Genomic DNA, 25,037 nt, shown 5'->3' with positions numbered 1-25,037 from the left:
GGGCCGGCGTGCGCGCCCTGATGGCGGAGGCCGGGCTGCGGCGCGCCTTCGTCAAACCGGCCCACGGCTCGTCGGCGTCCGGTGTCCTGGCCGTGGAGACGGCCGGCCCCGGCCGGGTCCGTGCCACGACGTCGGTCGAGCGCGACGCCGAGGGGCGGCTGTTCAACTCGCTCCGGGTGCGGTCGTACACCTCCGAGCGCGAGGTGGCGGCGATCGTCGACACCCTCGCGCCCGACGGTCTGCACATCGAGCGGTGGCTCCCCAAGGCGGGGCAGTACGGCCGGGCGGCCGATCTGCGGGTCGTCGTGGTCGCGGGCCGCGCCACCCACGCGGTCGTACGGACCAGCCGCTCGCCCATGACCAATCTGCACCTGGGCGGGACCCGGGGCGATCTCGACGCCGCCCGCGCCGCGACGGCCGCGGCGGGCAGCGGTTTCGACGAGGCGCTGTCGATCTGCGAGCAGGCGGCGGCCTGCTTCCCCGGCACCCACTGCGTGGGGGTCGACCTGCTGCCCTTCGCCGGCTGGCGGCGTTTCGCGGTCGGCGAGGTGAACGCCTTCGGCGACCTCCTGCCACGCCTGACCGGCCTGCCGGGGAGCGGCGCCGAGGGCCTGGACACGTACGGGGCGCAGGTCGCCGCCCTGGCGGACGCCCCCGGGGCTCGGGGAGGGCGGGACCGTGTCGGCGCCTGACACGCACCTCGGTGTGAACCCTGCCCCGGACCCCGGCGAGAACCCCGACATGAACGACGTCGTGGGCCGGGACGACCTGCTTCTCGTCACTCTCGACACCCTGCGCTTCGACGTGGCGCAGGAGCTGGCCGCGGCGGGCCGGATCCCGCATCTCGCGCGCCACCTCCCCGGCGGGCGCTGGGAGAAGAGGCACGCCCCGGGCAGTTTCACGTATGCCTCGCACCAGGCGGTGTTCGCCGGGTTCCTGCCCACCCCCGCGTCCCCGGGCCCGCACCCGCGGCTGTTCGCGGCGCGTTTCGCGGGCAGCGAGTCCACCGCGGGCCGGACCTTCGTGTTCGACACCCCGGACCTGGTCTCGGGCCTGGCCGCCGCCGGCTACCGCACGGTGTGCGTGGGCGGGGTGGGGTTCTTCAACCGGCAGGGCGCGCTCGGTTCGGTCCTCCCCGGCCTGTTCCAGGAGAGCCACTGGGAGCCGGAGTTCGGCGTGCCCTCCCCCACGTCGTTCGAGGCGCAGGTCGCCCGGGCGGAGGAGGTGGTCGCGGCCCTGCCCGCGGAGCGGCGGCTGTTCCTCTTCGTGAACGTGGCGGCGCTGCACCAGCCCAACTGGTTCCATCTGCCCGGCGCCACCCGCGAGGCGGGCGACTCGCGCGCCACCCACGCGGCCGCCCTCGAATACGTCGACCGGCACATCGGGCGGCTCTTCGCCGCCGCGAGCAGCCGCCGCCGGTGCTTCACGATCGTCTGTTCCGACCACGGCACGGCGTACGGCGACGACGGCTGGACCGGACACCGGCTGGGCCACGACAGCGTCTGGACCGTGCCGTACGCCCATTTCTTCCTGGAACCGGGGGCCCACTCATGACCGATCAGCCCATACCGTCCGACCAGCTCCGACCGCCCCGCCGGCACCAACCGTCCGGCCAGCTCCGCCCCCGCCCGTACCAGAGCTACGTCTACGCCTACCCGCACAAGACGGCGTACCGCGAGCTGCCCGACCGCCCCGCGCTGGCCGACGAGTGGGCGGGTGAGCGCAAGGACGCGCTCTCCCTCTATCTCCACATCCCGTTCTGCGAGGTGCGATGCGGCTTCTGCAATCTCTTCACCCGGATCGGCGCGCCCGGTGAGCTGACCACCCGTTACCTCGACACGCTGGACCGGCAGGCGGTCGCCGTACGGGACGCGCTCGGCGACAGTGAGCCGTTGCGGTTCGCCGCCGCCGCGTTCGGCGGCGGCACCCCGACCTTCCTCGACGCGGGCGAGCTGGAGCGGCTGTGCGACATCGCCGAGAAGCGGACGGGCGCCGACCTGCGGGCCGTTCCGCTGTCGGTCGAGACGTCCCCGTCGACGGCCACCGCCGACCGGCTCGCCGTCCTCGCCGACCGGGGCGCCACCCGGCTGAGCATCGGCGTGCAGAGCTTCGTCGACGCGGAGGCGAAGGCGGCGGTACGGCCGCAGCGCCGCGCCGAGGTCGAGGCGGCGCTCGGCCGGATCCGCGACGCCCGGATCCCCGTCCTCAACATCGACCTGATCTACGGCATCGACGGCCAGACCGAGCGGTCCTGGCGCCACTCCCTGGACGCCGCGCTCGCCTGGCTCCCCGAGGAGCTGTATCTCTATCCGCTGTACGTACGCCCGCTCACCGGCCTCGGCAGGACGGGCGCGGACGGCGGCCACCGGGAGAGCGACAGCGCCTGGGACGAGCGGCGGCTGCGCCTCTACCGGCAGGGCCGTGACCATCTCCTCGCCGAGGGGTACGAGCAGGTGTCGATGCGGATGTTCCGCCGCCCGGGATCACCCGCGCAGGGGCCCGACGACCACGCCTGCCAGACGGACGGCATGATCGGCCTGGGCTGCGGTGCCCGTTCGTACACCTCGCGGCTGCACTACTCCTTCGACTACGCGGTCGAGATGCGCGAGATCCGGACCATCATCGACACGTACACGGAGACCAAGGACTTCTCCCGCGCCCTGGTGGGCCACCGCATGGACGGCGACGGCGACGAGGCCCGCCGCCGCCACCTGCTCCAGTCGCTGCTCCAGGCCCAGGGCATGGAGACGGCCGGCTACCGCGCGCGGTTCGGCAGCGGCCCCGCCGACGACTTCCCGGCCGAACTGGCCCGGTTCGAGGCGTACGGCTGGCTCGACGCGAGTGCGGGCCCCGGCCTGCTGCGGCTCTCCCCCGAAGGCCTCGCGCACTCCGACGCCCTGGGCCCCGCGCTCTTCTCCCCCGCCGTACGGGCCGCGATGGCCGCGTACGCGCTGAAATGAGTCCCGCGATGGACCTGACGATCCTCTACCGCGGCCCCCTCGCGTCCTGCGACTACGACTGCCCGTACTGCCCGTTCGCCAAGCGGCGGGACAGCCGGGAGCAGCTACGGGCCGACCGGACCGCCCTCGCCCGGTTCGCCGCCTGGGCCTCCGAGCAAACGGACGACCGGCTGTCGGTGCTCTTCACCCCCTGGGGCGAGAGCCTGGTGCGGTCCTGGTACCGGCGCACGCTCACCGAGCTGTCGCATCTGCCGCACATCCGCCGGGTCGCCGTCCAGACGAACCTCAGCTGTCGCACCGAGTGGCTGGCGGACGCCGATCCGGAGACGCTCGCCCTCTGGTGCACGTACCACCCGGGACAGACGCCGTACGACCGTTTCCTCGCCAAGTGCCATGACCTGGCGGCCCGTGGGGTGCGGTTCAGCGTCGGCGTGGTCGGCCTGCCCGAGCACCTGGAGCACGCGCGCCGGCTCCGCGCGGAGCTGCCGGAGCACGTCTACCTGTGGATCAACGCGGCCGAGGGGCACACGTACGGCGACGACGAGGCCGCCCGGTGGACGGACCTCGACCCGCTGTTCCCGTACAGCCGCCATCCGCACCGCTCGGCCGGACTGCCCTGCCGCACGGGCGAGTCGGTGATCTCCGTGGACGGTGACGGTACGGTCCGGCGCTGCCACTTCGTCCGCGCCGAGCTGGGCAACCTGTACGACGGTTCGTACCGCGCGGCCCTCGGCCCCCGGGGCTGTCCGCTGGCCGTCTGCGACTGCCACATCGGCTATGTGCACCTGGAGACGCTGCCGTTGTACGACGTGTTCGCGGGCGGAGTGCTGGAGCGTGTCCCGGCCGGCCACACCGCTCAGCACTTGAGCGGCAGCAGGTCAGGACGCTTGGCCGCGACGTGATCTCCGGAGGACTCGCCGCGCAGCCGCCGCCCGATCCAGGGCACCAGGTGCTCCCTGGCCCAGTGGATGTCGTCGCGCCGCACCTCGAACGTGCCGCGCGGCGCCTGCGGCGGCCACGGCTGGTCCGGGTCGGCGGGCACGTCGAGGCCGAGCACCTGCCCGGCGCGCAGCGCGACCCGGGTGTGGCCCTCGGGCGACAGGTGGAGGCGGTCGCTGTCCCAGGCCCGCCGGTCCTGGACGGACTTGAGCGACCACAGGTCGAGGACCGGGCAGTCGTACCGGTCGGCGATGGACCGGACGTGCGCGGTGTACGTGGCGATCTTTCCGCGCAGATGCCGCAGGACAGGGACGTTCCTGGGGTCGAAGCCGGTGGTCACCATGACCGTGCCGACCGCGCCGGACAGGTCGGCGACGGCCCGCTCGAAGCGCTCGGCGACGTCGTCGGGGTCGGAGCCCGGCCGGATGATGTCGTTGCCGCCCGCGCAGAACGTCACCAGGTCCGGGGCGAGTTCACGGGCCCTGGGAATCTGTTCCTCGACGATGTGGTCGAGCAGCCGGCCCCGTATCGCGAGATTCGCGTACCGGAAATCGCCGTGGACGGTGTCCGCGCCCATTCCCGGCTCACCGGGGACCGGGAGTTGGTCGGCGAGCAGAACGGCGAGCCGGTCGGCCCAGCCCACATACGTCCCGTCGGGCCCCGGATCCCCCACACCCTCCGTGAAACTGTCGCCGAGCGCTGCGTACGACCCGAATGTGCCACGTCTTCTTGTTCTCGAATCGACTGCCACAGCGACACATCATTCACCGGGGGATGTGACCTACGCGACCGTAAGAAGAGATTGACGCGGGGTGAGATATGCCATCGGTCAAGTTTGGCTCAAACGGGAATAGCCCCGCTCCGGTGAAAAGGAATCACCGGGGCGGGGCCGAGGAGAGCCCGGAAGGGATCAGATGACGACGCCCTGCTGGCGCAGGAAGGCCAGCGGGTCGACGTCGGAGCCGTAGTCGGGGCCGGTACGGATCTCGAAGTGCAGGTGCGGGCCCGTCACGTTGCCGGTGGCACCGGAGAGCCCCAGCTGCTGGCCCTCGCTGACGGTCTGTCCGGCGGAGACGGCGATCGAGGACAGGTGGGCGTACTGCGAGTACATCCCGTCCGCGTGCCGGACGACGACCTGGTTGCCGTACGAGCCGCCGGCACCGGCGGTCACGACGGTCCCCGCGCCGACGGCCTTCACCACGGTGCCCGAGGGCGCCAGGAAGTCCACTCCGGTGTGGTAGCCGCTCGACCAGTTGCTGCCCGAGGCGTGGTACGGCGTGCCGATGGGGATGCCGGAGACCGGCAGCGTGAAGGCGGACGCCTTCTTCACGGCCGTCTCGGCCGCCGGGGCGGCCTTCTTCACCGGCGCGGCCTTCTTGGGCGCGGTGCGCTCGGCGGAGCGGGAGGCCGTGGTGGGGGCCTTGGCGCGGTCGGACAGGGGGGCCTTGGCGCCGAGGGTCAGCTTCTGGCCGGGGTGGATCAGCGACGGGTCGGAGCCGATGACGCGCTTGTTGTCCGCGTACAGCTTCTTCCAGCCGCCCGCGACCTTCTTCTTCTTGGCGATCTTCGACAGGGAGTCGCCGGACACCACGCGGTAGGTCGCGGCGGTCTTCGCGGCGGCTGCCCGTGTCACGGACGCGGGAGCGGCGTGGACGGCGGACGCGGGGGACGCGGTGACGGATCCGGCGGCGGCCGGTGCGGCGTGCGCCCCGGTGGCGCCGATGAGCGGCAGCACGACTGCTGCTCCGCCCGTTCCGGCCAGCACGAATCCACGGGTGATCGGGTTGCTCTTGGGACGGCGGTGCTTACCCTTGGCGGGCATGGCGAATTCCTCTCCGGCGCCTACGAGGTGAGCTGTCGGGTTCGGGCTGGAGATGCCCGGTCGCGGTTGCCGCGCGACTTCACCCCGAGCCGTCCGCGGAAACGGAACGGCGTACTACCTGGGTCCCCCGCTCCTGCCACGCGTGGATGGTGGGTGGGTACGAATTCCGGGCGGCGGCAGGATTAGGCGTTCCGCTCGGATTGAGGGTGAACGTAAGCCGACGCGGACGGCCGGTACAAGCCGCCGGTACCTCGCATTCGGGCACGCTCCGATATCTTCCGGCCTTTCCGGTCACCCTGCGTGGATATGCGATCTTCGCTTTCCTTCTGACGACGCAATTCCGTTTTCGGTCACCGCCACGCACCGTCACGAATATGATCCTGCTCACGAGCCGAGGACCATCTCCCCCTCGATCGGGGCAGGTTGGTCGCAATGCCTCAATACGGACAGATGCCACCAATTGCCCGAGGGGCCATGTCGTAGGGTCGCAGTCGACATCGTCGGCGAGCCGCGCCGACGGCAGACACGGAGGAGCAGCCCGTGACCCAGAATCTGCCGCACGTGCCGCCGGTCGAGCCGGAGCTGACCGGGGTACGCAACTTCCGCGACGTGGGCGGGCTGCCGACCACGGACGGCAGGAAGGTCCGGTACGGGCGGCTCTACCGCAGCGGGCACCTCGCGGGGGCCACCCCGGCGGACGCCGCCCATCTCGCGTCGCTGGGCCTGCACACGGTCTTCGACTTCCGCAACGCGGCCGACGTGCGCCTGGACGGGGAGGACATCGAGCTGCCCGGCGTACGGAACGTGAACATCCCGCTCACGGACCCGGCGGACGGGGCCGAGTTCTGGCGGATGGTCCGGGACGGCGACCTCGACCAGCTGCGCTCGCTCCTCGCGGACGGGAAGGCGGCGGCTCGGATGATCGACTCGTACCGCACGATCATCAGGGACCGTACCGCCGAGCACAGCAGGGTCCTGCACGCGCTCGCCGACAACAACGTCCCCGCGCTGATGCACTGCGCGGCCGGCAAGGACCGCGCCGGCCTCTCCGTCGCGGTGTCGCTGCTCGCGGTCGGTGTGGAGCGGGACGCGATCGAAGAGGACTACCTCAAGTCGAACGAGCCGAGCCGCCGCTACCAGGTCCGCCGCAGCGACACCTCCCCCGCCGGGACGTCGGCGGAGGTGATGGAGCTGCTCGGTCCGCTTTTCGACGCGCGCGCCGCGTACCTCGAAGCGGCCTTCGACACGATCACGACCACGTGGGGCTCCACCGACCGCTATCTCTCCGAGGGCCTAGGGCTCTCCCCGGAGACCCGCGAACGGCTGCGGGAGGGCCTGCTGGACGCGTCCTAGGACGCGCGCGGGAGCGGCGTCCTAGGAGCCGACGCTGAACAGCAGGTAGAGAAAGCCCGCGAAGAGGTGGCCTGCGATCAGGTAGGCGAAGAGGCGGATGACCAGCCCCCGGGGCAGGGTGCGGTTCTTCTTGTTCTCCGGCATGGCGTCGGACCTTTCTCGAAGGCTGTCGGTGGAGATCGGCGAGGCGGTCAGTGCAGATCGGCGGCGGGGCTCTGGAGCAGGGTGTGCACGAACAGCAGCTCCGTCCCGCCCCGGTCCGCCGCGGCGAGCCGGTGCGGGGTGAGCGAGTCGAAGTGCGCGCTGTCCCCGGGCCCGAGGAGGTGCACCGCGTCCCCGAGGCCGAGCCGCAACCGCCCGCCGAGGACGTAGAGCCACTCCTCCCCGGGGTGCACGCGTACGAGGTCGCCCTGCGCCCCGTACGGCACCACGACCCGCAGCGGCTGCATGGCCCGGCCGGAACCGCCCGCGCGGTGGTACGTCCAGCCGTCGGCCTCGACCGGCTCCTGGCGTCCCGCGCGGACGATGGGATCGCGTTCGGCGGGCGCCTCGCCGAGCAGGTCGGCGACCGTCGTGCCGTAGATACGGGCCAGGGCCAGCAGCATCGGCAGCGAGGGCTGGCGCCGGCCGGTCTCCAGCCGGGAGAGGTGGGCGGGGGACAGCCCCGCCCGCGCGGCGACGGTCTCCAGCGTGAGCCGGCGGTCGCGGCGCAGCTCGCGCAGGCGCGGCGCGACATCGGGGAGCGTTTCCGGCAGGGTGTCCGGCATGATGTCCGGCAGTTCGCCGGACCGGCCCGGAACCGCGCCCTCAGGCGTGTTCATGCCTCCATTGCGCCAGGAACGTGCCTCGGAGGCAACTTTTTTGCCTCCGAGGCAAACCACCGAGCGCGGCCGGCGCCGACGGCTACCGGTTGGCGACGGCCTGCTTCACCAGCGTCCTGCCGAAGTCCCACATGAGCCCGCCCCCGTCGTGCGCGTCGTCCATCACGGCGGTGAAGGCGTCCACGAAGCGCTCGACCTCCCGCTCGCCGATCGTCAGCGGCGGAATCAGCTTGATCACTTCCAGGTGGTCGCCGGAGACCTGGGTGAGGATCCGGTGCTTCTGGAGCAGCGGTACGACCACCATCTGGGCGAAGAGCCCCTTGCGGGCGGCCTGGAGCATGGTCCAGCGCCCCCGCAGCTTGATCGAGGTCGGCCGGCCGAACTCGATCCCGATCATCAGCCCGCGCCCGCGCACCTCGTGCAGCAGCTCGTAGCGGTCCACGAGCGCCGCCAGCCGCGTCCTGAGCAGGTCGCCGGTGACCCGCGCGTTGGCGACGATCTGCTCGTCCTCGATCACCGACAGGACGGCCAGGCCCGCCGCCATCGCCTGCGCGTTGGAGCCGAAGCTCGCCGAGTGGACCAGCACCCGGTCCATCGACGAGTAGACCTTCTTGAAGATCCAGTCCCGGCCGACGGTCGCGCCGACGGGCACGTAGCCGCCGGACAGCGCCTTGGCCACGCAGATGAGGTCGGGCTCGACCCCGTCCTCGTGCTGGTACGCGTAGAAGTCACCGGTCCTGCCGAGGCCGGTCTGCACCTCGTCCACGATGAGCAGGCTCTTGTGGCGGCGCAGCAGCTCCTGCGCGCCGCGCAGGAAGCCGGGCGGCGGCGCGTACACCCCCTTGCCCTGGATCGGTTCGATCACGAACCCGGCGACGTCGCCGCGCTTCAGCTCGCGCTCCAGCGCGTCGAGGTCGCCCATCTCGACCGCCGTGTCGGGCAGCAGCGGCGCGAAGCCGTCCCGGAAGCCGTCCTCGCCGTTGACGGACAGCGAGCCGGTGGTCAGCCCGTGGAAGGCGTGGGAGCAGTACAGGATCCTGGGGCGGCCGGTGGCGTACCGCGCGAACTTGAGCGCCGTCTCGACCGCTTCCGTACCGCTGTTGCCGAAGAACACCCGGTCCAGGTGCGGGCTGTGGGCCAGCAGCTTCTCGGCGAGCAGCCCGGGCAGCGGCTGGCAGTCGAAGCGGGTGAGGTCGGCGAGCGAGGCGTCGAGGACGTCGTGCAGCGCCTTCCGTACGACGGGGTGGTGACGCCCGAGCCCCATCACGCCGAAACCGGCGAGCATGTCCAGGTAGTCGTTGCCGTCCGCGTCCCAGAAGTAGGCGCCCTCGGCCCGTTCGTAGACGCGGTCGAAGCCGATGGTGTGGAGCATGCGCGGGAGTTGGTGGTTGAGGTGCTTCGTGTGCAGGTCGTACCGCTCGGCGCCGCGCTCCGCGAGCAGCCGTGTCAGGTCGAAGTCTTTGGTCATTCGGTGTTCCCCTTCCGCGTCGACGGGCCGCCTGAGCCCCCACCGCCGCCGGACGGGCCGGCGGCGGCGGGGGAAGGAGCCTGCGTCAGCGCGTTCCGCCGACCGTCTCGCGGACCGCCCGCAGGGACTCCTTGAGGGAGCCCATGGTGGCGAGGACGGCCGTCGGCTCGTAGCCGCAGTGCGCCATGCAGTTGGCGCACCGGGGGTCCTTGCCGCGCCCGTACTTCTCCCAGTCGGTCTCCTCGATGAGCTGCCGGTACGTCGGGACGTACCCGTCGCTCATCAGGTAGCAGGGGCGCTGCCAGCCGAAGAGGGAGTAGTTCGGGATGGCCCAGGCCGTGCAGGGGAAGTCGGCCTTGCCTTCGAGGAAGTCCAGGAAGAGCGGCGAGTGGTTGAGGCGCCAGCGCCTGCGGTTGCCGCCGGAGAACGCCTTCTTGAACAGCTCCCGCGTCTGTTCGACGCCCAGGAAGTGCTCCTGGTCGGGGGCCTTCTCGTAGGCGTAGGCGGGCGAGATCATCATCTCGTCCACCTTCAGGTCGTCATTGAGGTAGTTGAGCACCTCGATGATGGTCTGCGGGGTGTCGGTGTTGAAGAAGGTCGAGTTGGTGGTCACCCGGAAACCGGCCGCCTTGGCCGCCTTGATGGCCGCCACCGCCTCGTCGAACACCCCCTCCTTCGCGACGGACTCGTCGTGGCGCTCCCGCAGCCCGTCGATGTGCACGGCGAACGCGAAGTACGGCGACGGGGTGAACTTGTCGAGCTTCTTGCGCATCAGCATCGCGTTGGTGCACAGGAAGACGTACTTCTTCTTGGCCACCAGCTGCCGGACGATCTCATCGATCTGTGGGTGCATCAGCGGCTCGCCGCCGGCGATGGAGACCATCGGCGCCCCTGACTCCAGCACCGCGCCGACCGCCTGGGCAACGGGCATCCGCTGCTTGAGCACGCCGGCCGGGTGCTGGATCTTGCCGCAGCCCTCACAGGCCAGATTGCAGGCGAACAGTGGTTCGAGCTCGACGATGAGCGGGAACTTCTCCCGCTTTCTGAGCTTCTGTTCAGCCAGATAAGTCCCGACCCTGATGGTCTGGCGAAGCGGCATGGCCATCTAGCTCACCTCCTGGGGAGCAGCAAAGAACGGTGCCATTCATAAAAAGCTGGAAGGACGGCACGAAGAACACGGAAAGCTGATATTCCACCGCGCACCGTGCCGATCCGGACGAGCTCGTGCTCCGGAGCGTCCACGACCACCCGGACGGCCGCAACCGGACGGGGTCCGGAACGCAGAGCGGTACGGAGTGTCGTGGCGGACTCCATGTCCACCGCGACCGCCCCGGTGGCGCGCAGCGCGACCCGCTCCTCGCCGCGCACCACATGATCGGAGCCGGTCAGCGGTCCGGTGTGGACCGCGTGTCCCGGTACTGCGCGTGTCAGCGCCTCGACGAGCAGCCCGGTGGCCGTACAGGGCGTGGAGCCACCGGCTCCCCGGGTCTCGTCGGCGACGATCAGGTCCCCGGGGTTCATCCCCGGGGCGAGACCGGCACAGAAGCCGGACGCGATGACGGCCGCGTCCCTGTGCCTGGCCCCGCCGAGCGCGCGTGCCACCGCGTGCTCGGCGTTCTTGGGTCCCATCCCCGTCCGCAGGACGGTCACGGGACCGGCCGCGTCGGCGCGTCCGCCGCTGCGCAGCGCGAACCGCTCGATGCCCAGGGCGCAGGCGATCAGCAGACCGAAGGGCTCGTCCATCAGCTCCCCTTGCGGCTGATCGCGCCGCTGGCCAGGGGCTCGCCGTTGACGTACCGGCCGAGAGCCGTGAGCGGGAAGACCTGCCGGTAGAGGTGGTAGTTGATGGAGAAGTCCCACGGGAAGCCGGTGCCGGTGAAGTACGGCTCGTCCCAGGAGCCGTCCTCGCGCTGGGTCTCGGCGAGCCAGGCGACACCCCGCTCGACGGCCGCGCTCTCCCGCCCGCCGGCCGCGAGGAGCGCCAGCAGCGCCCACGCGGTCTGGGAGGCGGTGGAGACACCGTGCCCGATCCACTTCTCCTCGCGGTACGAGCGCAGGTCCTCGCCCCAGCCTCCGTCGTCGTTCTGCACGGATTCGAGCCAGCGGACGGCCCGGCGGATCGCGGGGTGGGTGACCGGCAGCCCGGCGGCGGTCAGGGCGGGCACCACCGAGCCGGTGCCGTACACGTAGTTGACGCCCCAGCGGCCGAACCAGGCACCGGAGGCCTCCTGTTCCGCGAGGAGCCACTCGATGCCCCTGCGGGTGTCGGGGTGTTGGGCCATGCCCTCGTACGCGAGCATCTCCACGACGTGCGCGGTGACGTCGGCGGACGGCGGGTCGATGACCTCACCGAAGTCGCAGAACGGCATCCGGTTGGGGAACGGGCTGGTGTTGTCGGCGTCGAACGCCGCCCACGCCCCGTTCCTGGACTGCATGCCGAGCGTCCACCGGGTACCGCGCTCGACGGCCGCGTCGAGCCGCGCGGGCGCCGGGTGTCTGACCCGGCGCAGCGCCAGGATCACCTCGGCGGTGTCGTCGATGTCCGGGTAGTTGTCGTTGTGGAACTCGAAGGCCCAGCCGCCGGGGGCGAGTTCGGGTCTGCGTACGGCCCAGTCCCCCGGCCGGGAGATCTCCTCGGCGATCATCCAGTCGGCCGCCTTGACCAGCGCCGGGTGGTCGGGGCTCACGCCCGCGTCGGCGAGGGCGATGGTGGCCAGACAGGTGTCCCAGACCGGGGACTGGCAGGCCTCGATCATCCGCGCGCCGTCCTCGCGCCACACGGCGAACCGGTCGAGCGATTCGAGTCCCGCGCGCATGATCGGGTGGTCCAGGTCGTAGCCGAGGAGGTGCAGGGCGATCACGGAGTAGACGGCGGGCGGCTGGATCCCGCCCCAGGCGCCGTCGTTCTCCTGCCGCTCGATGATCCAGCGGGCGGCCGCGTTCATCGCGGTCCTGCGGACGCGCCGCGGCGCCACCTTGTGGTACGCGTGGAGGACCTTGTCGAGCCGCTGGAACATGCCGTCCCAACTGGCCACGGGTGCCAGCGGCTTGACGGGGTTGGGGGCGCCGGCGTCGGTGTGCAGCTCGTCGAGCGGGAACGGGGCGGGCCGCACGGGCCGCTTCGCCGAGACGATGGTGAGCGGCACGATGGTCTGCCGGGCCCAGCAGCCGAAGTCGTAGATGTTGAGCGGGAACCACTTGGGGAAGAAGATGAGTTCGGGGGGGAGTTCGGGGAGGTCGTCCCACTTCCACCAGCCGAAGAGGGCCAGCCAGATCCGGGTGAAGACGCGGGCGGCGGCGATGCCGCCCTGCTCCCGTACCCAGGTGGCGGCGCGTTTCATGTGCGGGTCGTCCGGGCTGTCCCCGGCGAGCCGCAGGGCCACGTACGCCTCGATGGTGGCGGAGAGTTCGGGAGGGCCGCCGTAGAAGGTGGCCCAGGTGCCGTCCGCGCGTTGCTGGCCGCGGATGAACAGGCCCGCGGCCTCGGTGGTGCGCGGGTCCTGGACCCCGAGGAACTGACGGAGCAGCAGGTCCTCCGCGTCCATGGTGACGTTCGTCTCCAGGTCGCCCTTCCACCACCCCTGGGCGTCCTGTTGGCCGAGCAGGTGCTCGACGGATCGTGCGGTGGCCCGCCGGGCGGCCACCAGGAGGTCGCCCGCCGCGGCGGTAGTCGTGTCGGTCGGTTCACTGGCCGCGGCTGCGCGGGGTCCCACGGCCCCGGTGCTTCCGTCGGTCGTCGCTGTCATGGCTTCCCCTTCTTGCAGTGGTGCATCTGCTGTGCTGGGGTCTCCGTCGTCCATGCCCGGTCGGGCTGCCGCGAGGGCTGTGCCCTAGGGGCCGTGGACGGCGACTGCGAGGCATATGGGAATAATGATCATCTCTTTCGTACGACGACGAAGTCGGCGAGTGCGGTGAGCCGCGCTCTGACCTGTTGCGGCATGTCCACGCCGTCCAGGGCCTCGATGGCGACGGTGTGCTGCCTGCGGGCCTCCTGCGAGGTCCACTCCCGGCCGCCCGCCTCCTCGATCAGGGCCGCCCTGGTGGCGAACTCCTCCTCCGAGAAACGCTCGAAGTCGTTGCTCTTGGCGTCGGCGGCGAGCAGTTCGCCGAGCCGTTCCGACGCCGGACCGCCCGCCGCGAGCGCGGCGACGACCGGCAGGGACTTCTTGCGCTGGCGCAGGTCGCTCCAGGTCTGCTTGCCGGTGGCCCCCGGGTCGCCCCAGATGCCCAGCAGGTCGTCCACGGCCTGGAAGGCGAGGCCGAGGTGGTGGCCGTACGCCTCCAGCGTGTCGGCCGTCCGGTCGTCGGCGCCGCCGAGGACCGCGCCGATGGAGGCGGCGCAGGCGAGCAGGGCGCCGGTCTTGTTGCCCTCCATCTCCAGACACTCCTCGACGGTGACCCGTTCGCGGTGCTCGAAGGAGATGTCCTGGGCCTGGCCGTCGATCAGTTTGCGGCTGGCGGTGGTCAGCCGGCGGGTCGCCCGGCCCGCCTCGACCGTGCCGAGCTCCAGCAGCACCTCGTTGGCGAGCGCGAAGAGCGCGTCGCCGACGAGGATCGCCTGGGCGGGGCCGTGCATCTTCCAGACGGTGTCGCGGTGGCGGCGCTGCTCGTCGCCGTCCATCAGGTCGTCGTGCAGCAGCGAGAAGTTGTGGACCAGTTCCACGGCGACCGCGCCGGGGATGCCCGTACGGGGGTCGGCGCCGGCGGCCTCGGCGGAGAGCAGCGCGAGCGCCGGGCGCACGGCCTTGCCGCCGTCGCCGTCGGCGGGCCTGCCGTCGGCGTCGATCCAGCCGAAGTGGTAGGCGGCGACGGTGTCCATCGGCGGGGCCAGCCGGTCGACCGCGGCGCGCAGCACGGGGGTCGACATGCTCCGTCCGCGCTCCAGCAGTGCGTAGACGTCGGCGGTGTCGACAGCCGGGTTCGCCGGGGGCACGGTCGGCACGGTCTCTCCTCTTGTTCCAGTACTCGTGGGGGCGGTGCTCGGGCTCATGCCGCCTCCTCCAGCGGGTGTGCGTGGCGGGCGCCCAGCTCGGCCAGGGCCGCGCCGGCGGCGCTGAAGCCGCTCCTGACCGCGCTTTCCATGGTCGCGGGCCAGCCGGTGGCGGTCCACGCGCCGGCCAGGTAGAGGCCGGGTGCGCGGGTACGGGCCCCCGGCCGCAGCCGGCCCACGCCCGGGGTGGGGGCGAAGGTGGCGGTCCGCTCGCGGGTGACGAAGAAGTCCCGTACCTCCGCGCCCCTGGTCGCCGGGAGCAATCGTTCCAGCTCCGGCAGGTAGCGCGTGCGCAGGGCGGAGACAGGGGTGTCGATCTCGTCCTCGGCCGCGGACTGGGAGAGGGCCAGGTACTGGCCCTCCTGGAGTCCGGAGGCGGCCGTACGGTCGAAGACCCACTGGACCGGGCTGCCGAGGGCGGCGAAGAACGGCCGGCGCAGGACCTTGCGGTCGTAGACGACGTGGATGTTCAGGATCGGCGCGGTGCCGATGTCGAGCAGCCGGTCGGGGTCGTCGAGGGCGCCCTCGGGCAGCAGCGCGTGTGCCTCGCGCTGGGGTACGGCGAGGACGACGGCGTCCGCGTCGAGGCGCTCGCCGTCCACCTCGACGTGCCAGCCGCCGTGCTCCGCCCGGGTGACGGAGTGGACGCGGGTACGCAGCTGCGTCCGTACGCCGGCGGAGTCCAGGGCCTTGCGGGCCAGTGTGTCGTGCAGCTCGCCGAGGGGGACGTGCGCCCAGCCGATGTCGGCGGCGCCGGGCTCGGAGAGCAGTCCGGTCTTGAAGACCATCGCGGCGAGCCCGAGGGAGGCGTTCGGCGCGGTGGCGTTGAGGGTGGCGACGCCCACCAGGTCCCAGAGCGCCTCGATCGTCCGGGCGGACTGGCCGTGGCGGCCGAGCCAGGTGCCGAAGTCGATCCCGTCCAGCGCCGGGTCGGCGGGGTCGAGCCGCTTGAGGGCGAGCGCGGCGCGTCCCACGGAGGCGCGCTCGGCGAGGGAGAGGTGCGGGTAGGCGGCGAGTCCCGCGGCGAGGTGCAGCGGTACGGGCAGGCCGTTGCGGCGGATCCGGCCGAGGCGCGGCCCGCCGGGCGTGCCGACGTCCAGGACGGGCACGTCCAGGCGGTCCTGGAGCGGGGCGAGCGCGGCGCCGTCGACCCGGTCGAGGAACCAGCGGTACGCGGTGCAGCAGCGCAGGTACACGTGCTGGCCGTTGTCGATGTCGAGGTCGCCCCGGCGGAAGGAGAAGGCGAGGCCGCCGAGACGGGGCCGGCCCTCGACCAGGGTCACGTCCAGTCCGGCGTCGGCGAACTGGAGCGCGGCGGTGGTCCCGGCGAGTCCCGCGCCGACCACGACCGCGTGCCGGGACCGCGTGCCGTCGGCTGTGGTCATGCCTGCTCCCCTCGGAGTGTCGCAGTCAGGGACGCGTCGGACCGGCGGATGGTTGACACGGCCGGCCCGGCCGTCGGCACCGGGGTGCCGCTCGTACCGGCCCGGGAGCCCTCCGAAGTGTTGTCGCACGTCATGCGCGCCTCCTGACCGTCTGCCGGGTGACGTTCCTGGCGTCGAGCCCCGAGAGGCCGCGGACCGCCACGTACGCCTTCTCGTGTCCCGGCAGGGAGACACGCCCGCGCAGCACGGCCTCGGGGTCGCGCTCGATGCGGTCGAGGAGCCTGCGGTAGATGCCGGCCATGGCGGCGACACAGGCGCCGCTGCGCCGGTCGAGCAGCGGCAGCAGCCGGTAGCCCTCGGCGAACAGGGCCCGCGCGCGGCGGACCTCGAAGTGCACGAGCCCGGCGAAGTCGGCCCCGGGGGCGGGGGTGTTGCTGTGGAAGCCCGCGGAGCAGCCGAACTTGGCGAGGTCGTCGGACGGCAGGTACGTACGGCCGTTGCCCGCGTCCTCGCGTACGTCCCTGAGGATGTTCGTCAGCTGGAGCGCGAGGCCCAGTGTGTCGGCGTACTCGGACGCGCGCTCGGCGCCCGGGGCGCCCGGGGACGTACCGAACACGCCGAGCGAGAGGCGTCCGATGGCGCCCGCGACACACCGGCAGTACACCTTGAGCTGGTCCCAGGTGTCGTACGTCTCGCCGCGGACGTCCATCAGGACACCGTCGATCAGCTCGTCGAGCCCGTCGACGGGGATGGGGAAGCGGCGGGCCGCGTCGGCGAGCGCGACGGCGACGGGGTCGGTGTCGTCCTCGTCGACGGCGCCTTCCCTGATCCGGTCCAGGAGCACACGGGTGTCCTCCAGCCTGGCCTGCTTGGCCGCCGGTTCCAGTGTGCCGTCGCCGATGTCGTCCACCCGCCGGGAGAGGGCGTACAGCGCGGACATGGCCTGCCGCTTGTCGGTCGGCAGCAGCCTGATGCCGTAGGCGAAATTGCGGGCCTGCTGGCCTGTGACGGCCTCGCAGTAGCTGTAGGCCGCCAATACCGGCGCGGACATCGGCGTCTGTCCCTCCACGTTCCGGCTCACCCCTCTCTGTGCGCTCGTCGCAAGACAGCTCCCACTTCGCGCAGCAGACGCGGCTTGGTGGGTTTGGGCGGTCCGGGGAGCACATCGTGCCCGGCGGCCGCGATCGAAGCGAGGGCGGCGCGCCCTCCGGCCACAAATCCCGCGAGCAGCAGACGGAGTCTGCCGTGGACGCTACCCACCAACAGGGTGCCTTCATTCAACAGCTGCCCCGCCCGTTCGGCCTCGTAGGCCACCAGCTGGCGCACGGCGGGGCCCGCGCTGGGGACGGCGAGGTCCGCCTCGGTGACGCGGAACCGTTTCATGTCCTCGGCGGGCAGGTAGATCCGGTCGCGCCCGAGGTCCTCGGTCACGTCCTGGAGATGTTCGATGATCTGGAGTGCTGCGCAGACGGCGTCGGAGAGGCGGAGACGCTCCGGGGTCGCGGTGCCGCTGATCGCCAGGACGAGCCGGCCGACCGGGTTCGCGGACAGTTCGCAGTACGCGAGGAGGTCGTCGTACGTCTCGTAGCGCCGTACCAGCTGGTCCTGGCGGTTGGCGCCGATCAGGCCGAGGAACGGCTCGGGTGTGAGCGAGGCGTTCCGTACGGTCGGGACGAGCGCCGTCAGCAGCGGATGACGGGGGGCGGGTCCCGCCGGGTCGAAGACGCGCCGCAGGTCGGTCTCGAACGCGTCGAGCATCACGAGCCGGTCGTCGGCCTGCCCGGGGTCGACACCGAGGTGGCGGGCGTCGCCGCCGCCGGGCGCGAGGTCCCCGTCGCCGATGTCGTCGACGAGCCGGGCGAAGCCGTAGACCGCCATCAGGTCGTCGCGCCAGGCGCGGGGCAGGAAGAACGGCGCCACGGGGAAGTTCTCGTCCGCGGCCTTGTCCAGCGTCGTCCGCGAGGTGGCGTCGGGGCGCACCTGTGGGGTGCCCGTCACTGCGAGCTTCCCGGTGCAAGGACGGCGAAACCCTCGCGAATCTGGAGATTTTCCGTCATTGCCGTCACATCTCCCGTTCTACACTGCCGACCCAATACATCCCATTTCGGACACGCCGCCCGCTCGGCCCAGTCCCTCCGCACTCCCGTACACCTGGGCTCCCCTGCGCCCGAAGGTCACCGGTGGGCAGGACGCCCCCCGGGGGAATCGCCCCACATGCCACGAATCAGCACCCGCACAGCTTACGTTGTACAACGAAGAGGAACACGCGGGGGTGTTGAGCGCATAACAAGAACATCGCAATGCCGGTCAACCTTCCCCCGACCCGGCCGACTTGACCGACGTTTGACGAAAACGGCCGGTGGCCGCACCCGGCCTGCCCGGTCCCGCCCCGGTGAAACCCCGCACGCCATGATGCTCCCGGCCGGCCGGGGATCGCCGGGGGCGCGCCGGGCCCCCGTCATGGCGCGGCCCCCGCCGTGGTGTTCCGGCGGGGGCCGCGTCGGGCTGAGGGGCACGGTGGGGGACGGACCGACGGACTACTTGCCCGTCTCCTTCTCGTACGCCTTGATGACCTCGTCGGTGGGGCCGTCCATGAGCAGCTCGCCCTTCTCCAGCCACAGCACGCGGTCACAGGTGTCCCTGATCGACTTGTTGCTGTGGCTCACCAGGAAGACCGTGCCCGCCTCCTTGCGCAGCTCGCGGATCCGCTGCTCGGAGCGGATCTGGAACTTGCGGTCGCCGGTGGCCAGCGCCTCGTCGATCATCAGGACGTCGTGGTTCTTGGCGGCGGCGATGGAGAACCGCAGCCGGGCCGCCATGCCGGAGGAGTACGTCCGCATGGGAAGGGTGATGAAGTCGCCCTTCTCGTTGATGCCGGAGAAGTCCACGATCTGCTGGTAGCGCTCGCGGACCTCCTCGCGCGACATGCCCATGGCCAGACCGCCGAGGATCACGTTGCGTTCGCCGGTCAGGTCGTTCATCAGCGCCGCGTTCACACCGAGCAGCGAGGGCTGGCCGTCGGTGTAGACCTTCCCGCGCTCGGTCGGCAGCAGTCCGGCGATGGCCCGCAGCAGGGTCGACTTGCCGGAGCCATTGGTGCCGATCAGGCCGATCGCCTCGCCGCGGTAGGCGGTGAAGGTGACGCCCCGGACGGCGTGGACCTTGCGGACCCCGCGGGACTCCCCCTTCTCCTTCTCCCGGCGGACGATCCGGCTCAGCGCCGCCGTGGCACTGCCCCGGCCGCCGCCACCGGCGTTGACCCGGTAGACGATGTGCACGTCGTCGGCGATGACGGTGGGGGTGCGCCCCTTTTCGATGTCAGCCACGGCCGTACCGCTCCTCAGCTTTCCAGAAGTACACGAAGCCCCCGGCGCCCAGGACCACGGCCCAGAGCAGACCGACCATCCAGACGTGCGCGGGCAGATTCTCCGAGCCGTAGCCGTCGATCAGCGCGAACCTGACCAGATCCATGTAGATCGCGGCCGGGTTGTACTGGAGGACGTCCCCGATCCAGGCCGGCTTGTCCCTGAGCATCACGGGAATGGAGAACATCACACCCGACGCGTACATCCACGTACGCATCACGAACGGCATCAGCTGCGCGAGGTCCGGGGTCTTGCTGCCCAGCCTCGCCATGATCAGCGCGAGGCCGGTGTTGAACACGAACTGGAGGGCCAGCGCGGGCAGGATCAGCAGCCAGCTCAGCGACGGATAGCTGCCGAACGACACCGCCACGACCACCAGCACGATCATGGAGTACATCAGCTGCTGGAGCTGCTGGAGCGCGAACGAGACCGGTAGGGCGGCCCGGGGGAAGTGCAGGGCCCTGACCAGCCCCAGATTGCCCGAGATGGCCCGCACCCCGGCCATCACCGAACTCTGGGTGAAGGTGAAGACGAACACCCCGGTCACCAGGAACGGGATGAAGACCTCCGACGGGATGCCCCGGCTGCTCTGGAGGATCAGGCCGAAGATCAGGTAGTAGACGGCCGCGTTGAGCAGCGGGGTCGCCACCTGCCAGAGCTGGCCGAGCTTGGCCTGGCTGTACTGGGCCGTGAGCTTCGCGCTGGAGAAGGCCAGGACGAAGTGCCGGCGACCCCACAACTGCCGCACGTACTCGGCCAGTCCGGGGCGCGCCCCGCTCACCGCCAGGCCGTACTTGGCGGCGACCTCCGCCGGGGAGAGACGGTCGTCGGGAGACGGCGGGGCGCTCATCGCGATCGCACCGTCATGGGTTGTCTCACTCACAAGTTGAAACTTTCGTGTTCAAGATGCGCAGACGATCGGGCACCGGCACGGACGGCCAGGCCGCGGGGACAGGACATGAGATGTTCTCAGACCCCAGATGCTCTCAGAGTCCGAGCATCTCAGACGACCGGTGGACGGCCCAGCCTGGTGAGTCGCCAGACCGTACGCCATTTCATCGGCCTCCGTGGTCCGCACGGGGTGGACCAGCCCTCCCGGAACCCGCCCCACCATGCCTTGAGGGCCGTTCTCGACGGCCGCCTGAGCAGGGTCAGCAGCAGCCAGACCCCCAGATAGAGCGGCACGACCAAGGCGGGGAGGTTGCGGCGGGCCAGCCAGACCCGGTTGCGGGCCACCATGCGGTGGTAGACCGCGTGCCGGGACGGCGGCATCGTCGGATGGTGCAGCACCAGGTCCGCGCGGTAGTCGATCATCCAGCCGGCGTCCAGCGCCCGCCAGGCGAGATCGGTCTCCTCGTGCGCGTAGAAGAAGTCGTCCGGCAGCGGGCCGACCTCCGCGAGGACCTTCGTCCGTACGGCGTTGGCGCCCCCGAGGAAGGTCGTCACCCGGGACGACCGCAGCGGGTCGGACGCGCGCAGGCGCGGGACGTGCCGGCGCTGCGTCAGTCCGGTCTCCGGGTCGGCGATCCGGAAGCTGACGATGCCGAGGACGGGATCGGCCGCGAACGCCTCCCGTACCAACTGGGCCGTGTCCGTGAGGGGAAGCGAACCGTCGTCGTCGAGGAAGAGCAGCGCGTCGACCTCCGAGCCGGCCGCGCCGAAGGCCTCGATGCCGACGTTGCGGCCACCCGGGATGCCCAGGTTCTCGGGCAGTTCGACCGTGCGTACCCCGTCGGGAACGGGCCCCACCGGGGCGCCGTTCCCGACCACGACGACGTCGACCGGGTCGCCCTCCTGGCGGGCGACCGAGTCGAGGAGCGCACGCAGTTCGCCGGGGCGCTCACCCATCGTGATGATCACCGCGCCGAGCCGCATGTCGCTCACTTCAGCCTGCTGGACGCCAGGATGGAGACCAGGTGGAGCAGGGTCTGGACGAGGGCGATGCCGGCGAGGACCGCGATGCCGAGGCGGGTGAAGAACAGATCGCCCCGCGCCTGGTCGATGATCGCGACGACCAGGATGAAGAGGCTGGCCTCGATCCCGCCGACGAGCCGGTGGAACTTGAGCATGGCCGCCGCGCGGCGGGCCACCGCCAGACCGGACGAACGGGGCACGGACGCCTCGTCCTTGACGGCCGGCAGGCCGCTGCGCTGGCGGGCCACGTCGACCAGGTCCGTCTCGGCCTTGATCAGGATCGCGCCGAGCGCGGCGAGGGTGCCGAGGAAGGCCCACAGCCAGTTGGTGGACGCGCCGTTGTCGTGGAAGACGTCCGCGCCGCGCACCCCGAAGCCGACCAGCAGGGCCGCCTCGCACAGGTAGTGGCCCACCCGGTCGAGGTAGACACCGGTGATCGAGGTCTGCTTGCGCCAGCGGGCCACCTCGCCGTCGACGCAGTCGAGCAGCAGGTAGACCTGGAAGAGGACCACCGCGAGGATCGCGCCGGTGAGCCCCGGCACGAGCAGTGTCGCGCCGCCTATGACGCCCACGACCACCATGAGGTACGTGAGCTGGTTGGGCGAGATCCGGGTGTTCACCAGGTACGGGTCGATGTGCAGCGAGATCTCCCGCATGTACATGCGCCCGGCCCAGTGCTCCCCGCTGCGCCGGTCCTTCACTCCGTCGGGGTGGACGACGGGACGGAGTTCAGCTACTGATGGTCTTGGCATAGTCGGCGTACGCGTCCCTGATCTGATCGGTGGACAGGTCGAGGTGTTCGAGGATCGTGAAGCGGCCGGGACGGGTCTGCGGCGCGTAGGCCACGGCCCGTACGAACTCGTCGACGGTGAAGCCGATCTGCTCGGGCAGGACGGGCAGTCCGTGCCGGTGCAGGACCTCGACGAGCAGCCGCGACTCCTCGTGGGCACCGCGCAGGTGCATGGCGAAGGCGGCGCCGAGGCCGACCTGTTCGCCGTGGAGCGCGGAGCGCTTGGGGTGGAGCAGGTCGAAGGCATGGCTGATCTCGTGGCAGGCGCCGGACGAGGGGCGGGTGTCCCCGCTGATCGACATGGCGATGCCGGTGAGGACCAGCGCCTCGGCGAGGACCGTCAGGAACAGGTCGTCGCCGACGCCGCCGGGGTGGCGCAGCACCGCCTCGCCGGCCGTGCGGGCCATGGCGGCGGCCAGGCCGTCGACGGGCTCGCCGTTGGTCCGGTGGGACAGCTCCCAGTCGGCGATGGCCGAGATGTTGGAGACGGCGTCGCCGATGCCGGAGCGGACGAAGCGGACGGGCGCGTCCCGGATGACGTCGAGGTCGATGACCACGGCAATCGGGGTCGGCACGCCGTAGGAGCCGCGGCCGTTGTCGTTGTCGAGGGTGGCGACGGGTGAACAGATGCCGTCGTGCGCCAGGTTGGTGGCGACCGCCACCATCGGCAGGCCGAGGCGGGCCGCCGCGTACTTCGTCACGTCGATGATCTTGCCGCCGCCGAGGCCGACGACGGCGTCGTACCGCTTGCCCTTGATCCCGTCGGCGAGCCGGACGGCGGAGTCGATGGTGCCGTCGGCGACGGCGAACCAGTCGGCGTCGGGCAGGACCGGCGCCAGCTTGTCGCGCAGCGCCGCCCCCGACCCGCCGCTGATCGCGAACGCGAGCCGTCCGGAGCTGGAGATGCGCTGGTCGGCGAGGAGCCCGGCCAGGTCGTCCATCGCGCCGCGGCGGATGTCGACGGAGACCGGGGAGGGGATCAGCCGGGTCAGTACTGGCACGCGATCTCACGGCCCTTCGCGAGGTCGGCGTGATTGTCGATCTCGACCCAGGGGATGTCACCGATGGGCGCCACGTCGATGGTGAAGCCGCGGTCGACCAGTTCCTGGTAGCCGTCCTCGTAGTAGAGGTCGGGGTCGCGCTCGAAGGTGGTCCGCAGGGCGTCGGCGAGGTCCGCGGCGGCCTCGGCCTCGATCAGCGTGACGCCGATGTACTCACCGGTGGCGGTGGCCGGGTCCATCAGCTTGGTGATGCGGCGCACCCCCTTGGTGCCCTCCGTGACGACCTTCATCTCCTCGTCGGCGAGGTGCTTGACCGTGTCGAGGGCGAGGATGATCCGCCGGCCCTCGCCGCGCGCGGCGAGCAGGGTCTTCTCGACGGAGACGGGGTGGACGGTGTCGCCGTTGGCGAGGATCACGCCCTTCGCCAGGACGTCACGGGCGCACCAGAGGGAGTAGGCGTTGTTCCACTCCTCGGCCTTGTCGTTGTCGATGAGGGTGAGCCGGATGCCGTACGTCTCCTCCAGGGCGGCCTTGCGGGCGTACACGGCCTCCTTGCGGTAGCCGACGACGACGGCCGCCTCGGTCAGGCCGACCTCGGCGAAGTTGGCGAGGGTCAGGTCGAGGACCGTGAGGGTCCCCTCCCCTTCCGGGTCCACGGGCACGAGGGCCTTCGGGAGCGTGTCGGTGTAGGGGCGCAGACGCCGTCCGGCACCGGCGGCCAGTACGAGGCCGATCATGCGGGTTCTCCTTCGTCATGTACGGCGGGGGCTCCGGCCGACACCCAGAAGCGGATGGACTCCAGGAGCACGACCAGCGCCACGACGGTCGCGAGCACCGTCAGGGCCACGGGGAAGTCCGTGCCGCGCGTCCCGAGGACGGCGGCGAGGGCGGTGACGACCAGGGTGCGGCCCTCGTGTCCGCCTGTGCTCCTGACCAGCCAGCGGGGCGGGGCGCCGGTGCCGCCGCGGATGCGGTACACCGTGTCGTAGTGATGGTAGGCGACGGCCGCCACCAGCCCGAAAGCCGCGGGCAACGCTCCGTTCACCTCGGAACGCGCGGCGAGGACGAGGACGGTGGAGTACTCGGCGGCCCGGAGCACCGGCGGGACGAGCCAGTCGAGCGCGCCGGTGAGGGGCTGGGTGACGGCGGCGCCGGCGAGTACGGCGTACAGCGCGGCGGCCAGGACCACCCAGGAGCTGCCGAACGGTTCGAAGCAGGCGGCGGCCACCAGCAGGGCGCCGCCGGCGAAGGCGACGAACGGGCGCAGGCCGAACGGGGGGTAGGCCTTGAGGCGGGCCAGCAGCCGGGTGACGGTCTCGGCCACCGGGCCGGAGTCGGCGAGGTCGGCGAGGGCCTGCGCGGCGCGTTCGGTGCGGACCGCCTTGCGGGTCACCGAGCGCAATATGCGGCCGGCGCTGGTGTAGCAGGCGGCGAATCCGCAGCCGACGAGGAGGGCGTAGAAGACGACACGCGGGGTGGTCAGGGCGGTCAGGACGGCGATCATGGCCCAGCGCTCGCCGATCGGGAGCACGATCATCCGGCGCACCCAGACGGTCCAGCCGACGCTGTCGAGCTTGCTGGAGAGCGCGGCGGTGGGGGTCCCGACGACGGCCTTGCCGGTGGAGGTGGCGGCCGTGGCGTCGGCGTTCGCCTCGTTGAACGAGAAGTCGACGACGTGGCGGCAGGTCTGGAGGATCATCGCGCCGAGCGCGAGGGCCCATACGTCGTCGCCGTTCCTGGCGGCGCCCAGGGCGAGGCCCGCGTAGTAGGCGTACTCCTTGGCCCGGTCGAAGGTGGCGTCCAGCCAGGCGCCCATCGTGGAGTACTGGAGCGAGTAGCGGGCGAGCTGCCCGTCGGTGCAGTCCAGTACGAAGGAGAAGAGCAGCAGCACTCCGGCGGCGACGTAGCCGCCCCGGGTGCCGGTGGCCGCGCAGGTCGCCGCGATCAGCGCGGTGACCAGCGAGGCGGTGGTGACCTGGTTGGGCGTCAGGCCGCGGCGGGCGCACCAGCGGGCGAGGTAGCGGGAGTAGGGGCTGACGCAGTACGTCGTGAAGAAGCCGTCGCGGGCCTTCACGGCGGAGCGCAGCCGTACGGCTTCGTCGTCGACGGCCGCGGTGGCGGCGGCGGCCTCCTGGTGGGAGGCGGTGTCGAGCGGGACGGCGGCGACCAGCGAGCCCAGTTCGGGGCGCTGTACGGGGGTGCCCTCGGCGTCGAGCGCGGCGGCGACCC

24 protein-coding genes and 1 riboswitch are annotated in these 25,037 nt (G+C 71.5%); of the genes, 5 read left to right on the top strand and 19 right to left on the bottom strand.

Annotation, left to right across the window (positions count from 1 at the left end; genetic code table 11):
• The 4 genes from GT042_RS07700 to GT042_RS07685 all read left to right on the top strand — a co-directional run.
• A partial coding sequence (locus GT042_RS07700; RefSeq protein ID WP_202532488.1) for an STM4014 family protein occupies positions 1-692 on the top strand: 692 nt, incomplete at its 5' end.
• 49 nt (positions 693-741) lie between these two features.
• Positions 742-1,554, top strand: coding sequence for an STM4013/SEN3800 family hydrolase (locus tag GT042_RS07695; RefSeq protein WP_161307962.1), 813 nt, complete (start codon positions 742-744; stop codon positions 1,552-1,554).
• Positions 1,551-2,960: an STM4012 family radical SAM protein gene (locus tag GT042_RS07690; protein ID WP_161307957.1), complete on the top strand. Its 1,410-nt coding sequence runs from the start codon at positions 1,551-1,553 to the stop codon at positions 2,958-2,960. The genes GT042_RS07695 and GT042_RS07690 overlap by 4 nt, the downstream gene beginning before the upstream one ends.
• Before the next feature lie 8 nt (positions 2,961-2,968).
• Positions 2,969-3,862 (top strand): STM4011 family radical SAM protein, encoded by an 894-nt coding sequence (locus GT042_RS07685; protein WP_161307956.1) that lies wholly within the window; start codon positions 2,969-2,971, stop codon positions 3,860-3,862.
• Here GT042_RS07685 and GT042_RS07680 read toward each other — a convergent pair.
• Positions 3,817-4,650: an SGNH/GDSL hydrolase family protein gene (locus tag GT042_RS07680; RefSeq protein WP_161307955.1), complete on the bottom strand. Its 834-nt coding sequence runs from the start codon at positions 4,648-4,650 to the stop codon at positions 3,817-3,819. The genes GT042_RS07685 and GT042_RS07680 overlap by 46 nt on opposite strands.
• Positions 4,651-4,809: 159 nt before the next feature.
• On the bottom strand, positions 4,810-5,721 hold the full coding sequence (locus tag GT042_RS07675; RefSeq protein ID WP_161307954.1) for a LysM peptidoglycan-binding domain-containing M23 family metallopeptidase: 912 nt from the start codon (positions 5,719-5,721) through the stop codon (positions 4,810-4,812).
• Positions 5,722-5,725: 4 nt separating this feature from the next.
• A riboswitch (cyclic di-AMP (ydaO/yuaA leader) is annotated at positions 5,726-5,887 on the bottom strand.
• A 374-nt stretch (positions 5,888-6,261) separates the two neighbouring features.
• On the opposite strand from GT042_RS07675, the gene GT042_RS07670 reads away from it, so the two are divergent.
• Positions 6,262-7,074, top strand: coding sequence for a tyrosine-protein phosphatase (locus GT042_RS07670; RefSeq protein WP_161307953.1), 813 nt, complete (start codon positions 6,262-6,264; stop codon positions 7,072-7,074).
• A gap of 21 nt (positions 7,075-7,095) precedes the next feature.
• Here the strand turns inward: GT042_RS07670 and GT042_RS38810 are convergent, their stop codons facing one another.
• The 17 genes from GT042_RS38810 to GT042_RS07590 all read right to left on the bottom strand — a co-directional run.
• Complete coding sequence (locus GT042_RS38810) at positions 7,096-7,218, bottom strand: DUF6126 family protein (protein WP_237530559.1); 123 nt, start codon at positions 7,216-7,218, stop codon at positions 7,096-7,098.
• A 47-nt stretch (positions 7,219-7,265) separates the two neighbouring features.
• A complete protein-coding gene (locus GT042_RS07665; RefSeq protein ID WP_161307961.1) occupies positions 7,266-7,841 on the bottom strand; it encodes an XRE family transcriptional regulator in 576 nt (191 codons plus the stop codon).
• 136 nt (positions 7,842-7,977) lie between these two features.
• The gene (locus GT042_RS07660) at positions 7,978-9,363 is read right to left on the bottom strand and encodes an aspartate aminotransferase family protein (RefSeq protein ID WP_161307952.1); all 1,386 of its coding nucleotides are present in this window, start codon (positions 9,361-9,363) and stop codon (positions 7,978-7,980) included.
• Between the two features lie 85 nt (positions 9,364-9,448).
• Entirely contained in the window at positions 9,449-10,468 is a 1,020-nt protein-coding gene (gene hpnH, locus GT042_RS07655) for an adenosyl-hopene transferase HpnH (RefSeq protein ID WP_161307951.1), read from the bottom strand.
• A gap of 5 nt (positions 10,469-10,473) precedes the next feature.
• The gene (locus GT042_RS07650) at positions 10,474-11,106 is read right to left on the bottom strand and encodes a 1-hydroxy-2-methyl-2-butenyl 4-diphosphate reductase (RefSeq protein WP_161307950.1); all 633 of its coding nucleotides are present in this window, start codon (positions 11,104-11,106) and stop codon (positions 10,474-10,476) included.
• Entirely contained in the window at positions 11,106-13,109 is a 2,004-nt protein-coding gene (gene shc, locus GT042_RS07645; protein WP_161307949.1) for a squalene--hopene cyclase, read from the bottom strand. Before shc ends, GT042_RS07650 begins: the two co-directional genes overlap by 1 nt.
• A gap of 128 nt (positions 13,110-13,237) precedes the next feature.
• On the bottom strand, positions 13,238-14,296 hold the full coding sequence (locus tag GT042_RS07640; protein WP_161307960.1) for a polyprenyl synthetase family protein: 1,059 nt from the start codon (positions 14,294-14,296) through the stop codon (positions 13,238-13,240).
• A gap of 53 nt (positions 14,297-14,349) precedes the next feature.
• The gene (gene hpnE / locus GT042_RS07635; RefSeq protein WP_161307948.1) at positions 14,350-15,738 is read right to left on the bottom strand and encodes a hydroxysqualene dehydroxylase HpnE; all 1,389 of its coding nucleotides are present in this window, start codon (positions 15,736-15,738) and stop codon (positions 14,350-14,352) included.
• Between the two features lie 130 nt (positions 15,739-15,868).
• Positions 15,869-16,789, bottom strand: coding sequence for a presqualene diphosphate synthase HpnD (hpnD, locus tag GT042_RS07630; protein WP_202532486.1), 921 nt, complete (start codon positions 16,787-16,789; stop codon positions 15,869-15,871).
• A 26-nt stretch (positions 16,790-16,815) separates the two neighbouring features.
• The gene (gene hpnC / locus GT042_RS07625; RefSeq protein WP_161307946.1) at positions 16,816-17,736 is read right to left on the bottom strand and encodes a squalene synthase HpnC; all 921 of its coding nucleotides are present in this window, start codon (positions 17,734-17,736) and stop codon (positions 16,816-16,818) included.
• A gap of 539 nt (positions 17,737-18,275) precedes the next feature.
• A complete protein-coding gene (locus tag GT042_RS07620; protein ID WP_161307945.1) occupies positions 18,276-19,064 on the bottom strand; it encodes an ABC transporter ATP-binding protein in 789 nt (262 codons plus the stop codon).
• Positions 19,057-19,986 carry an ABC transporter permease gene (locus tag GT042_RS07615; RefSeq protein WP_161307944.1) on the bottom strand — a complete coding sequence of 310 codons (930 nt, stop codon included), beginning with the start codon at positions 19,984-19,986 and terminating at the stop codon, positions 19,057-19,059. The genes GT042_RS07620 and GT042_RS07615 overlap by 8 nt, the downstream gene beginning before the upstream one ends.
• Before the next feature lie 119 nt (positions 19,987-20,105).
• On the bottom strand, positions 20,106-20,978 hold the full coding sequence (locus GT042_RS07610) for a glycosyltransferase (RefSeq protein ID WP_161307958.1): 873 nt from the start codon (positions 20,976-20,978) through the stop codon (positions 20,106-20,108).
• Positions 20,979-20,983: 5 nt separating this feature from the next.
• On the bottom strand, positions 20,984-21,769 hold the full coding sequence (locus GT042_RS07605) for a CDP-alcohol phosphatidyltransferase family protein (RefSeq protein ID WP_202532484.1): 786 nt from the start codon (positions 21,767-21,769) through the stop codon (positions 20,984-20,986).
• Entirely contained in the window at positions 21,747-22,808 is a 1,062-nt protein-coding gene (locus tag GT042_RS07600) for an iron-containing alcohol dehydrogenase family protein (protein WP_161307943.1), read from the bottom strand. The genes GT042_RS07605 and GT042_RS07600 overlap by 23 nt, the downstream gene beginning before the upstream one ends.
• Positions 22,796-23,545, bottom strand: a complete 750-nt coding sequence (locus GT042_RS07595) for a phosphocholine cytidylyltransferase family protein (protein ID WP_161307942.1) — start codon at positions 23,543-23,545, stop codon at positions 22,796-22,798. The genes GT042_RS07600 and GT042_RS07595 overlap by 13 nt, the downstream gene beginning before the upstream one ends.
• Positions 23,542-25,037, bottom strand: a 1,496-nt coding sequence (locus tag GT042_RS07590; RefSeq protein WP_161307941.1) for a DUF5941 domain-containing protein, incomplete at its 5' end; no start/stop codon positions are given. The genes GT042_RS07595 and GT042_RS07590, both read right to left, overlap by 4 nt.

It is taken from the genome of Streptomyces sp. SID3212, assembly GCF_009865405.1.
GTDB lineage: Bacteria > Actinomycetota > Actinomycetes > Streptomycetales > Streptomycetaceae > Streptomyces.
Note: the sequence above shows the minus strand (reverse complement) of the source record. Positions and strands in the feature narration are given on the sequence as shown.